This window comes from Shewanella putrefaciens (genome assembly GCF_016406305.1).
Taxonomy (GTDB): domain Bacteria; phylum Pseudomonadota; class Gammaproteobacteria; order Enterobacterales; family Shewanellaceae; genus Shewanella; species Shewanella putrefaciens_C.
The window spans coordinates 2,364,746-2,377,488 of sequence record NZ_CP066369.1 but is presented as its reverse complement, the minus strand read 5'-3'; the positions used below and the strand labels follow the sequence as shown (position 1 = coordinate 2,377,488).

Annotated in this window: 12 protein-coding genes; 11 read left to right on the top strand and 1 reads right to left on the bottom strand. The window is 46.3% G+C overall.

Translation table 11 applies throughout. From position 1 onward, the window contains the following. Positions 1-80: 80 nt before the first annotated feature. Positions 81-833: a TetR/AcrR family transcriptional regulator gene (locus JFT56_RS10380; protein WP_198780037.1), complete on the top strand. Its 753-nt coding sequence runs from the start codon at positions 81-83 to the stop codon at positions 831-833. Positions 834-959: 126 nt separating this feature from the next. Here the strand turns inward: JFT56_RS10380 and JFT56_RS10375 are convergent, their stop codons facing one another. Further along, a complete protein-coding gene (locus tag JFT56_RS10375) occupies positions 960-2,150 on the bottom strand; it encodes an amino acid aminotransferase (protein WP_198780036.1) in 1,191 nt (396 codons plus the stop codon). 435 nt (positions 2,151-2,585) lie between these two features. Between JFT56_RS10375 and aroA the strand changes: the two genes are divergently transcribed. From aroA to JFT56_RS10325, 10 genes are all read left to right on the top strand, one after another. Further along, on the top strand, positions 2,586-3,866 hold the full coding sequence (gene aroA / locus JFT56_RS10370) for a 3-phosphoshikimate 1-carboxyvinyltransferase (RefSeq protein ID WP_198780035.1): 1,281 nt from the start codon (positions 2,586-2,588) through the stop codon (positions 3,864-3,866). A gap of 184 nt (positions 3,867-4,050) precedes the next feature. Further along, entirely contained in the window at positions 4,051-4,743 is a 693-nt protein-coding gene (gene cmk / locus JFT56_RS10365; protein WP_198780034.1) for a (d)CMP kinase, read from the top strand. A 102-nt stretch (positions 4,744-4,845) separates the two neighbouring features. Then, positions 4,846-6,513 carry a 30S ribosomal protein S1 gene (gene rpsA, locus JFT56_RS10360; RefSeq protein WP_007647759.1) on the top strand — a complete coding sequence of 556 codons (1,668 nt, stop codon included), beginning with the start codon at positions 4,846-4,848 and terminating at the stop codon, positions 6,511-6,513. A gap of 75 nt (positions 6,514-6,588) precedes the next feature. Further along, positions 6,589-6,876 carry an integration host factor subunit beta gene (ihfB, locus tag JFT56_RS10355; protein ID WP_007647758.1) on the top strand — a complete coding sequence of 96 codons (288 nt, stop codon included), beginning with the start codon at positions 6,589-6,591 and terminating at the stop codon, positions 6,874-6,876. Positions 6,877-6,998: 122 nt separating this feature from the next. Further along, on the top strand, positions 6,999-7,274 hold the full coding sequence (locus JFT56_RS10350) for a LapA family protein (protein WP_198780033.1): 276 nt from the start codon (positions 6,999-7,001) through the stop codon (positions 7,272-7,274). 1 nt (position 7,275) lies between these two features. Then, entirely contained in the window at positions 7,276-8,436 is a 1,161-nt protein-coding gene (gene lapB, locus JFT56_RS10345; RefSeq protein WP_198780032.1) for a lipopolysaccharide assembly protein LapB, read from the top strand. Positions 8,437-8,478: 42 nt separating this feature from the next. Continuing rightward, positions 8,479-9,174: an orotidine-5'-phosphate decarboxylase gene (gene pyrF / locus JFT56_RS10340; protein WP_198783548.1), complete on the top strand. Its 696-nt coding sequence runs from the start codon at positions 8,479-8,481 to the stop codon at positions 9,172-9,174. A 94-nt stretch (positions 9,175-9,268) separates the two neighbouring features. Further along, positions 9,269-10,090, top strand: a complete 822-nt coding sequence (locus tag JFT56_RS10335) for an SDR family oxidoreductase (protein WP_198780031.1) — start codon at positions 9,269-9,271, stop codon at positions 10,088-10,090. A gap of 76 nt (positions 10,091-10,166) precedes the next feature. Then, positions 10,167-10,709, top strand: coding sequence for a DUF2058 domain-containing protein (locus JFT56_RS10330; protein ID WP_198780030.1), 543 nt, complete (start codon positions 10,167-10,169; stop codon positions 10,707-10,709). A 246-nt stretch (positions 10,710-10,955) separates the two neighbouring features. After that, entirely contained in the window at positions 10,956-12,713 is a 1,758-nt protein-coding gene (locus tag JFT56_RS10325) for an acyl-CoA dehydrogenase C-terminal domain-containing protein (RefSeq protein WP_198780029.1), read from the top strand. The last annotated feature ends 30 nt before the right edge of the window (positions 12,714-12,743 follow it).

Sequence of the window (12,743 nt, the reverse complement as noted above, 5' to 3'; positions counted from 1 at the left end):
AGTTATCTTGTACCTATAATGGTCGTTAGTTAACAACGCATAATCTATACCTTGTTAGCGCTTTTATTTGAGTTTAGTAAATGAAATGTCCTTCTGAGACACTCTCTATTTTAAGATGCAATCAAATACTCAATGCGGCTGAGCAGCTGATTGAGTCACAGGGCATAGTGTCATTCAAGTTTTCTCAACTAGCTAAAGAAGTAGGTTGTTCTACTGGTACCTTGTACAAATTTTTCGAACGTAAAGAGGATGTTTTAGTTTGTCTGTTCCTCAGAAGTGCGACCTCTAATCATTTGCCAATTTTTATTCATCAGAATCCGGAGTTAACCGCTAAAGAACGCGTGCTGTTGCCAATTTTATTTACCTTTGAAACGATAAAACGTAGTAAAAGCTTTGCAACATTACGCTCGGTTTCTGTTAATACCATGGTGTGGCAACTTGCGAGTGATGAAAAAGTGGAGCGTTTTAAAAAACGCATTAATGCATTTTGGGGCTGGTTTACAGACTCGCTCAATTTAGCAATAGAAACGGGAGAATTAGAAGCAACTCCGTTACAAGTTAAAGAGTTAGTGCAGGGCATCACTTTTTATTTAACGGGAGCACTAACTCAATTTGAGAGCCAGCTTATTGCTCCTGAATATCTCTCCAATCGACGCGAAACCTGTTATCGACATTTGGCTAAATTGATGGGCCAATATAAGTGGAAAATGCCCTTAACCCCAGAGTTATATGATTCTTTAGAAGCCAGAACGATTCAATTTTTTGATCATCATTATCGTGATCACATGAGCTGCGCCGCTTGTCGTAAGCTATCTTGTGCTCATATGTCGTAAATTTTTTGTGCCGTGATTAGTGGCAATTAAAAAACCAGCAAAATAGGCGATATTCTGCAACGAGAAATCGGTGTAGCCATGGTTTATTGGGCTACACCGATTAGGTTTGTCGATTTTTGAAAAGGCTTACAAAACTTTAGCGATTGATTGGGCTAAATAGTCAACATTGTCTTCACTGATCCCGGCGATGCTGATGCGGCTCGAGCCTACCATGTAGATACTGAATTCCTTTTGCAGACGTGCGACTTGCTCAGGATTAACACCAAGGAAGGAGAACATGCCTTTTTGGCGGGCGATAAAGCTAAAGTCACGGTCCACGCCATTGGCTTTTAGCTTATCCACTAAAATGGCTCGGTTGCCGTTGATGCGATCGCGCATGACTTTTAATTCATCAAGCCATTCTTGTTTCAACTCTGCCGAGGCCAAAATGGTCTCAACGATGGCGGCTCCGTGGGCAGGCGGCATAGAGTAGAGGCAACGCACCACATACAGCAGTACCGATTGGGCGACATTGGCGGAATTGGCATCTTTGGCAATCACAGAGCAGGAGCCGATACGCTCACGGTACAAACCGAAGTTTTTCGAGCATGAGCTGCAGAGGATCATATTGTCGACCGCAGCCGCCATTTGGCGCACGCCATAGGCGTCGATATCAACCCCATCACCAAAGCCTTGATATGCCATGTCAATCAAAGGGGTAAAACCTTGCTCTTTGGTCAAGGCAACGACTTTATCCCACTGCTCAGGGGTCAAATCCATCCCGCTGGGGTTATGACAACAGGCGTGGAATAACACCACGTCATCAGGACTCACTTGTGATAATGCAGCGAGCATTTCATCAAATTTCAAGGATTTACTATCGTAGTCATAATAAGGATAAGTTTTAACGGTGATCCCAGCCGCTTCGAATAACCCCGTGTGATTGGCCCACGTTGGGTCGCTCACCCATAACACTGCATTTGGGTTGCAGCGTTTGATAAAGTCACCCGCGACACGTAAAGCACCTGTACCACCAGGGGTAGAAACTGTGCGGATACGATTAGCTAGAATGGCACTGTGGCCAGCACCAAAGGCTAATTCCGTCATTAAGGTGTTGAATTGTGGTGAACCCGTTGGGCCGATATACACTTTGGTGGTTTCGGTATCGAGACGGAATTTTTCGGCTTTCTTGACGCAGTTAAGGATGGGAGTATGGCCAGCGGGATCTTTATAAACCCCTACACCTAAATCCACTTTTTGTGGATGAGTGTCTTCGCGGTACTGAGTCAGCAAGCCAAGGATAGGATCTGCAGGCATTGCGGTAAGTTTATTAAACATAGCTCCATCTACCTTTCTGGTTGTATAGCAATCGTGATTTTCGGTTCAGATCTGCATTATTTATCGTTTGAGGCCTAGAATAGCGTGGAAAGGTAACGCTTTTAAAGTGAAAACTGTGATTAAACGCCCGTTAGCTTGGCAAAAAAGCCTGCCAAAAGTGCGATTAAATCATAAATTAACCCCATAAATTTTGCATTTTTGTTATTTTGGCACCGACTTAAGTAAATAAACCCACCCAAAAAGCATTTTTCTCGAAAAAACGGTTGAATCCTTAGCGACAATCGGTAATTTTATAACAACGAAGCACCAACAGGGCCCCAATCTCCTTTTATTTGTAATTTTAACTTGACGCGCCGTAGCGTGAAGTTGCCATTTTGCCTATTCAGTCTGCGTGATCGTGATGATGACGCCCTTATTGAGAAAGAAGATTTATTCATGAAGCAATTACGTCTTGAACCTGTTGTGCAAGTCCGCGGTGAAATCAACATTCCCGGCTCAAAAAGTATTTCCAATCGTGCCCTTTTATTGGCGACCTTAGCCCAAGGCACGACCACGCTCACCAATCTGCTCGACTCAGATGATATTCGCCATATGTTGGCCTCCCTCAAGCAGCTAGGGGTTAACTTTCGTTTATCTGCCAATAACACAGTGTGTGAGTTAGAGGGGTTAGGCGGTGCTATTTCTGCGGCATCTGCGCAGGAATTATTTTTAGGTAATGCGGGTACGGCAATGCGCCCACTCTGCGCAGCCTTAACTTTAGGCCAAGGTGAATTTACCTTGACGGGCGAGCCGCGCATGGAAGAGCGTCCGATTGGTGATTTAGTCGATGCCTTAAGGCAACTCGGTGCCAATATCGTTTACCTTAAAAATGACGGTTTTCCACCGCTGACGATTAATGCCACAGGCCTTAATGGCGGCGATGTTGACATTGCAGGGGATTTATCGAGCCAGTTTTTAACGGCATTGCTAATGGTGGCGCCGCTTGCCAAGGGCAGCGTGAATATCCATGTCAAAGGCGAGTTAGTCTCTAAGCCTTATATCGATATCACTATCGCCTTGATGTCGCAGTTCGGTGTAAAAGTCATTAACCATGACTACGGGCGTTTTGAGATTGTCGCTGGCCAGCGTTATATATCACCGGGCAAAGTACTGGTAGAAGGCGATGCGTCATCGGCATCGTATTTCCTCGCGGCAGGGGCGATTAAAGGCGGCGAGGTCAAAGTCACAGGGGTTGGCCGTTTGAGTATTCAAGGCGATGTCAAATTTGCCGATGTGCTGGAGAAAATGGGCGCCGATATTGAGTGGGGCGATGACTATATTATTGCCCGCGGCTCGCCATTAACGGCCGTCGACTTAGATATGAACCATATTCCCGATGCGGCCATGACCATTGCAACCGCCGCCTTATTTGCTAAAGGCACGACGGTTATTCGCAATATCTATAACTGGCGCATTAAAGAGACTGACCGGTTAGCGGCCATGGCGACTGAACTGCGAAAAGTGGGCGCCGAGGTTGAAGAGGGTAACGATTACATTAAAATCACCCCGCCTGCCGTCATACATACGGCTGAAATTGATACCTATAACGATCACCGTATGGCCATGTGTTTTTCGATGCTGGCATTCGCCGATTGCGGTATTACCATCAATGATCCTGATTGCACATCTAAGACCTTTCCGGATTATTTTGTGCAATTTGCAAGCCTTCAATCCTAACTTGCCAAGTCTGATTAAAGCCAAATTTGTCTCCCTTCGAAGATGAAGCCGTATTCGTGCGGCTTCTAATCTTCATAAAAAATCCACGGATTTTGTTTATCTTTTGTTGTACAATGCGGCGCGCTCATTTTCGGGGCTCACTTGATGAACTCACGGATGATGATTATTTTTTGCGGAGGAATGTATGTCTGAACGGGCTCCTGTAGTCACAATCGACGGCCCAAGCGGTGCTGGTAAAGGAACAATAAGCCAATTATTGGCGCAGCATTTAGGTTGGCAACTACTTGATAGTGGCGCTATTTACCGAGTTCTTGCGCTTGCCGCAATTCATCACAATGTTGAATTGGAAAATGAAGAATCCGTCACACTGCTCGCGGCACATCTTGATGTGAAATTTTTAACGGGCAATGAGAAAGATCCAGTTCAAGTGATATTGGAAGGTGAAGATGTCACGAGTGCGATTCGCACCCAAGAGTGCTCTAATGCTGCATCTATCGTCGCAGCATACCCACGGGTCAGGGAAGCATTATTACGCCGTCAACGTGCCTTTAGAACGGCACCCGGATTAATTGCCGATGGCCGCGATATGGGGACTGTGGTTTTCCCTACCGCACCGGCAAAATTATATTTAACTGCATCGGCAGAGGAGCGGGCTCAAAGACGCTATAATCAGTTGCAGGACAAGGGCTTCGATGTTAATATCGAGCGCCTTTTAAGTGAAATTATCGAACGTGATGAACGCGATATGAATCGTCCGGTGGCTCCTTTAGTCCCCGCCGAGGATGCGCTCGTTATCGATACTAGCGGAAAAGGCATCAACGAAGTGCTTGAGCTCGCGCTCAATCACATCAACCAAAAGTTATCCAGTGTTAACTAAGGTTATTCACTGGGTAGGTATTCGTATTATGGACGATACGGATAATTAGACTGACTCCACGTCCAGGACGGGCTGTGGTTTATTAAAGAAAGTAACCTAAACATGACTGAATCTTTTGCTGATCTATTTGAACAATCCCTTCAAACTCTGGAATTCCGTCCAGGTTCTATCGTTCGTGGTACTGTTGTTGCCATCGAAAACGGTATGGTACTGGTTGACGCAGGTCTGAAGTCTGAAAGCCCAATCCCAGCTGAACAATTCAAAAACGCACAAGGCGTTTTAGAAATCGCCGTTGGTGATGAAGTTGACGTAGCTCTTGACTCTGTTGAAGACGGCTTCGGTGAGACTCAACTGTCTCGCGAAAAAGCGAAACGTCATGAAGCTTGGATCGTTCTGGAAAAAGCTTATGAAGATGCTGAAACTGTAATCGGTATCATCAATGGTAAAGTGAAAGGCGGTTTCACTGTTGAATTAAACGGTATCCGTGCCTTCTTACCAGGTTCTCTAGTTGACGTGCGCCCAGTTCGCGACACCGCTCACTTAGAGTACAAAGAATTAGAATTCAAAGTTATCAAACTTGACCAGAAGCGTAACAACGTTGTTGTTTCTCGTCGTGCAGTTATCGAATCAGAAAGCAGCGCTGAGCGTGATGCACTGTTAGAAAACCTGCAAGAAGGTCAAGCAGTTAAAGGTATCGTTAAGAACCTGACTGACTACGGTGCATTCGTAGATTTAGGTGGTGTTGACGGTCTGCTACATATCACTGATATGGCGTGGAAACGTGTTAAGCACCCATCTGAAATCGTCAATGTTGGCGACGAAATCAACGTTAAAGTTCTGAAGTATGACCGTGAGCGCACTCGTGTGTCTTTAGGTCTGAAACAACTTGGCGAAGATCCATGGTTAGAAATCAGCAAGCGCTACCCAGAAAACACTAAGTTAACTGGTCGCGTAACTAACCTGACTGACTACGGTTGTTTCGTTGAAATCGAAGAAGGCGTTGAAGGTCTGGTTCACGTTTCTGAAATGGATTGGACTAACAAGAACATTCACCCATCTAAAGTGGTTAACTTAGGTGACGAAGTTGAAGTTCTGGTTCTGGACATCGATGAAGAGCGTCGTCGTATTTCTCTAGGTCTGAAGCAATGTAAGACCAACCCATGGGATGACTTCGCAACTCGTTACAACAAAGGCGACAAGGTTTCTGGTAAGATCAAGTCAATCACTGACTTCGGTATCTTTATCGGTCTTGACGGCGGTATCGATGGTCTAGTTCACCTGTCTGACATTTCTTGGAACGGTACTGGCGAAGACGCAGTTTCTGAATACAAGAAAGGCGATGAAATCCACGCAGTGGTTCTGTCTGTAGACCCAGAGCGTGAGCGCATCAGCTTAGGTGTTAAGCAAACTGAAGACGATCCATTCAACGCTTATTTAGCTGACAAGAAGAAAGGTACTATCGTAAACGGTACTGTTTCTGCTGTTGATGCTAAAGGTGTGACTGTGGAACTGGCTGACACTGTTGAAGGTTACATCCGTGTAGCTGACATCAGCCGTGAGCGCATCGAAGATGCATCTACTGTTTACAATGTAGGTGACGCTATCGAAGCTAAGTTCATGGGTGTTGACCGTAAGAACCGTTCTATCAGCCTGTCAATCAAAGCGAAAGACGAAGCTGAAGAAAAAGAAGTAATGGCGACCTTGAATAAACAAGAAGACGCTGTTATTAGTAATGCAATGGCTGAAGCGTTTAAAGCAGCTCGCAAATAATCGCCTGTTGTTAGAGGGTGGTTCGCCACCCTTTATAGGTGACTGTGTTTGGCTTGATAATAGGGGATAGCTAGGATGACAAAATCCGAACTGATCGAAAAACTCGCCACCAGGCAGTCGCAGCTGTCGGCGAAGGAAGTTGAAAGTGCAATCAAAGAGATGTTGGAGCAAATGGCAACAACATTGGAAAGCGGTGATCGTATTGAGATCCGTGGCTTTGGTAGTTTCTCGCTTCATTATCGTGCGCCGCGTACTGGCCGCAATCCAAAGACAGGTTCATCTGTCGAATTGGAAGGCAAATACGTCCCGCACTTTAAGCCAGGCAAAGAACTGCGCGAGCGCGTTGACGCCGTTAATGTGTGATTGACCGCATAGTGAAAAGCCTCCGTTAGGGGGCTTTTTTGTATCTATTGCAAGGCAAAGCTGGTCAGCCCAGTGAATTTCTTGGATAATCAGAAAATTGAAACGCGTTTAGGGAGTGCAGCGTGAAATCTTTTGTGGTGACTGTCCTTGTGGCACTGTTATTTATTCTGGCATTAATCTTTGGTGCACGTAATGAGCAAATGGTGACGATCAGCTATTTTGTGGCCCAAGGTGAATATCGTCTACCCGTAGTATTAGCGATCGTTTTCTTTGCTGGCTTTATGCTGAGTTGGTTATTTGCTTGCTATTATATTGTGAGACTGAAACTGACTTTAGCGGCAACCCAAAAGAAGTTAAATGTGCAACTTGCTAAAATGCCCCAGGACGTAGACGCCTAATATGCTTGAGATCCTCTTTCTGCTGCTTCCGATTGCTGCCGGTTACGGTTGGTATATGGGGCGGCGGAGCATAAGGCAAAATCAAACTAATCAGCGTAAGCAACTAAGCCGTGATTATTTCACTGGCCTTAATTTCCTGTTGTCTAACGAGTCAGACAAAGCGGTTGATTTATTTATCAGCATGCTCGATGTTGACGATGAAACTATCGACACTCATCTGTCCTTAGGCTCACTTTTTCGTAAACGCGGCGAAGTTGACCGCTCCATCCGTATCCACCAAAATCTGATCGCTAGGCCAACGCTCACCAATGAGCAACGTGATATTGCCATGATGGAACTGGGTAAAGATTATTTGGCGGCGGGATTTTACGACAGGGCGGAAGAAATTTTTATCAATTTAGTCAGCCAAGACGATCACAGTGAAGAGTCTGAAACCCAGCTAATCGCTATCTATCAAGTGATTAAGGAATGGCAAAAGGCTATCGATATCACTAAGCGTTTAAGCCGCAAACGCCAGCAAACCTTAAAGCCCATCATAGCCCACTTTTATTGCCAGCTCGCCGATGAAGCCAATGATGATGTAGAGAAGATTAAACTGCTGCAACAAGCACTCAAGCAAGATCCTAAGTGTGGCCGGGCTTTACTCACACTCGCCAAAAAATTCCTCGATATTCAAGATTATTCACAGTGTAAAGCCATGCTCGCTGCACTTAAAAAAGCGGATATTGAACTTTTTGCCGATGCCCTGCCGACGGCGAAACAAGTGTATCGTGATACCCAAGATAAAGAGGGCTATCAGGAATTACTGGCGGGCGCCATGGCTGAAGGCGCTGGCGCATCCGTGGTGGTGGCGCTTGCCCAACATATGATCAGCCTTGATGAGCTAAAAGCTGCCGAAAATATGGTCCTCGATGCACTGTATCGCCATCCGACGATGAAAGGCTTTCAGCATCTGATGCAAATGCATTTGCGCCAGGCCGAAGAAGGGCAGGCTAAGCAAAGTTTAACTATGCTAGAGCAGCTGGTTGAGCAACAAATTAAATTCCGTCCAAGCTACCGTTGTAAGGAGTGTGGTTTTCCTTCCCATGCGCTTTATTGGCATTGTCCTTCCTGTAAAAATTGGGGCAGTATTAAACGGATCAGAGGCTTAGACGGCGAATAACCTTTTGAAATACCTAGTTAGTGTAACCCCGTTGGAGAGATGATGACGACTAAACCTATCCTCGTAGCGCTTGATTACGATAATAAAAACCACGCTTTACAACTGATAGACAAACTCGATCCCAACATGTGCCGCCTTAAAGTCGGCAAAGAAATGTTTACCCTGTTTGGCCCGCAACTGGTGAAAGATATCCATGACCGTGGCTTTGATTTGTTCCTCGACTTGAAATTTCACGATATTCCCAACACTGTCGCTAAAGCCGTTGCCGCCGCTGCAGAGCTTGGCGTTTGGATGACGAACGTGCATGCCAGCGGTGGCTTAGCCATGATGGAGGCGGCAAAAAAGGCTTTAGTACCCTACGGTAAAGATGCACCAATGCTGATCGCGGTCACGGTATTAACCTCTATGAGCGATGACGATCTTAAACTCATCGGTATCGATGTGCCTGCCTTTGAGCATGTTCAGCGTTTAGCTAAGCTGACCAAACAAGCGGGTCTTGATGGTGTCGTCTGCTCCGCCCAAGAAGCGACTGTACTTAAGTCATTATTAGGTCAAGACTTTAAACTTATCACCCCAGGTATTCGCCCTGTGGGCAGTGATGTGGGTGACCAACACCGGGTGATGACACCACCAGAGGCGCTGGCTGCCGGTTCAGATTACCTCGTCATCGGCCGCCCCATCACCAAAGCCGCCGATCCATTAGCAGCATTGCAAGCGATTTATCAATCATTGCTATAATGACTTGATATTGCTTTGGTTAGCCTGCTAAAACGAATATGTTAAATGCAGTAAGTACAGTCACCATTGCTACCCAAGTTCACGGAGAACGCCCATGTTTAATGCTACGATGTTTAACTATCAAGGTAAGAATGTTGTCGTTGTCGGTGGCACCAGTGGGATCAATCTGGCGATTGCCATCGCGTTCGCCCAGGCAGGTGCTAATGTGGCTGTTGCGAGTCGCAGCCAAGATAAAATCGATGCCGCAGTATTGCAGCTACAGCAGGCTAATCCTGACGGCATTCATTTAGGGGTGAGCTTCGATGTGCGCGATCTTAGCGCCCTTGAAGTCGGTTTTGATAAAATTGCTGCTGAGTTTGGTTTTATCGATGTGTTGGTCAGTGGCGCGGCGGGTAATTTCCCCGCCAGCGCGGCAAAGCTTTCGGCCAATGGTTTTAAGTCAGTAATGGACATTGATTTGCTTGGTAGTTTTCAAGTGCTAAAGCAGGCGTATCCTTTGCTGCGTCGACCCAATGGCAATATTATCCAGATTTCGGCGCCACAGGCTTCGATTGCTATGCCAATGCAAGTGCATGTGTGTGCGGCAAAAGCGGGTGTGGATATGCTGACGCGAACTTTAGCCTTAGAGTGGGGTTGTGAAGGGCTGAGGATTAATTCGATTATGCCTGGCCCCATCGCGAACACTGAAGGCTTTAATCGCCTTGCGCCGAGTAGTGCACTACAGCAGAAAGTTGCCCAGTCCGTTCCGCTAAAACGCAACGGTACAGGCCAGGATATTGCCAATGCCGCATTATTCTTAGGCTCTGAATTTGCCTCTTATATTACCGGTGTTGTGTTGCCGGTTGATGGCGGTTGGTCACTTGGCGGCGCCAGTATCGCGATGACAGAGCTTGGCGAATTGGCCGCAAAAATGTAGTTTGATTTAAAACTGTCTAGGTTGTTTATCAATCTAGCACTTTGATTTTATAGATAGATTAAGTAGGTAATGATCCATGGCTAACGCATTACAAGAGCAGCTACTTAAAGCTGGGCTTGCCAGTAAACAAAAGGTTCGTGACGTTAAGACCCAAAAACGCCGTGATAAAAAATCACGAGTCGATGACGGTTCAACGGCATTAAAGCAAGAAGTGGCCGAGCAAAAACGGCTGCAGGCAGAAAAAGATAAGGCACTGAACGAGCAAAGGTTTGCCGAGGCATCCGAGCGTGGACAGGTGCGCGGTTTAATCACTGAGTTCACTAAGTCTGCGATTAAGATCCCGACCTATGCCGAGATCAAGTTTAATTATACCCTTGATAATAAAATCTATTCTTTATACATAGATGAAAAACTGCAGGCTGAATTGCTCAAAGGGCAGTTAGGCATAGTGCGTTACGAAGATAAGAGTTACTTAGTACCACATAAGTTAGCCGAACGGGTCAAACTGCTGGTGCCGCAGTGGTGTGGTTATCTGTGGCAACAGGATGAATCTAAAGCTGTCGTGGTTGAAGATGACCCCTATGCAGATTATGCGATTCCCGACGATTTAATGTGGTAATTGCTCCAAGCCTGTGAGCTAACGCCGCGACAATCCTGTGGTAAAGCTTATAAAATAGAGACCCTTAAGTTCAGGCTTAAGGGTTTTTTTATGGGTTGAATTTGTATTTTGTTCACGCATTCGCATACTTGGATATTCTCCACAGACGGCTATATTTCGCGGCTGTATTTGTAATGAGATTGTGTTCTACAGTGAACTGGTATAAATTAAAACAACTGTTTTAATCCTACGTTTAAGAGTCTACCAATGAACCCTTACCAAGCCCCGTTAACGGATATGCGTTTCCTATTGGAACAGGTATTTGATGCCCCAAACACTTGGGCACAATTGCCTGAAATTGCTGAAATGGTCGATATCGACACGGCCAATGCCATTCTTGAAGAAGCCGCCAAAATCAGCAGTGAGTTGATCCATCCGCTGAACCGGACGGGGGATGAGCAGGGCGTGTTGCATCAAGATAATCAAGTAATTACCCCCGATGGTTATAAAGCGGTATATGAACAGTATTCCCAGGGTGGTTGGGTTGGTTTATGTGGCGATCCTGAATTTGGTGGCATGGGCATGCCTAAAATGCTCGGCGTATTAGTCGACGAAATGGCCTACAGTGCCTGTAATGCGTTTACCCTGTATGGCTCCTTAACTGCGGGTGCGGCTTTATGTATCAATGCCCACGGCAGCGAAGCATTGAAACAAGCTTATTTGCCTAAGTTATATTCCGGCGAATGGGCGGGCGCTATGGATATGACGGAGCCGCAAGCGGGTTCTGATCTGCGTAATATTCGCACCCGTGCTTTACCGCAGGATGATGGTAGTTATGCCATCACGGGCAGCAAGATTTTTATCACGGGTGGCGATCATGATTTAACTGAAAACGTCATCCACTTAGTGCTTGCCAAGTTACCGGATAGCAAAGGGATTTCACTCTTCCTGGTGCCTAAAATATCGGTGAATGCCGATGGCAGCTTAGCCAATACGAATGGGGTATCAGTGGGTTCTATCGAGCACAAGATGGGCCTTAAAGGTTCAGCAACCTGTGTGATGAACTTTGATAACGCCCAAGGTTTCTTGATTGGCGAGCCTAATCGCGGTCTCGTGTGCATGTTCACTATGATGAACTACGAGCGTTTAGCCATTGGTATTCAAGGGCTGGGCAGTGCGCAGGCGGCATATCAAATGGCGGCCGATTATGCGAAAGAGCGTAATCAAGGTATCGCCGCGGGCGGCTCACCGACAGGCAGCGATTCTGATCCTATTATTGTCCACGGTGATGTGCGCCGTATGCTGCTGACCATTCGCGCAATGACAGAAGCGGGCCGAGCTTTATCAGTGTTTACGGGTCAGCAACTGGATTTAGCTAAATATGCCCAAGATGAGGTTAAAGCCAAAGCAGCGCGCTATGTGGGACTATTAACGCCAGTTGCCAAGGCATTCTTAACCGACCGTGGTCTAGATGCGACGATTATGGCGCAGCAAGTCTTTGGTGGACATGGCTATATTCGTGAAACGGGTATTGAGCAATTAGTCCGTGATACCCGTATCGCGCAGATTTATGAAGGCACCAATGGCATTCAAGCCATCGATTTCCTCGGCCGTAAAGTCACGGGCGATAATCTTACCGCCTTGAAGGAATTGGTGGCGGACTTGAAGGCACAAATGCGCGCATTTACCCAAGTTGATGCGGTGAAAGTCGCGGCAGTATGTGCACGTTTAGATGCATTAGTGATCGTCGCCGAGTCAGTCAATGAGCACAAAGTGGCTCAGCCTGCGCTGATCAATGCCTGCGCGGTCGACTTTTTAGATGCCTTTGGTTATACCCTCTATGGTTTCTACTGGTTGGCTATGGTTGATAAAGCCGCTGCCCATGACGATAAAACCTTCGCCGAGCAGAAAACCTATTTGGCTAAGTTCTATTTTGATAAGTTATTGCCTAAAGCGGATTATCACTTAGCCCAGGTTAGAGCTGGGGATACAAGCACTATGGCGATGCCTGCGGTCTTGTTCTAATTTTGCATTTATTCATCAAAAAGCACTGAG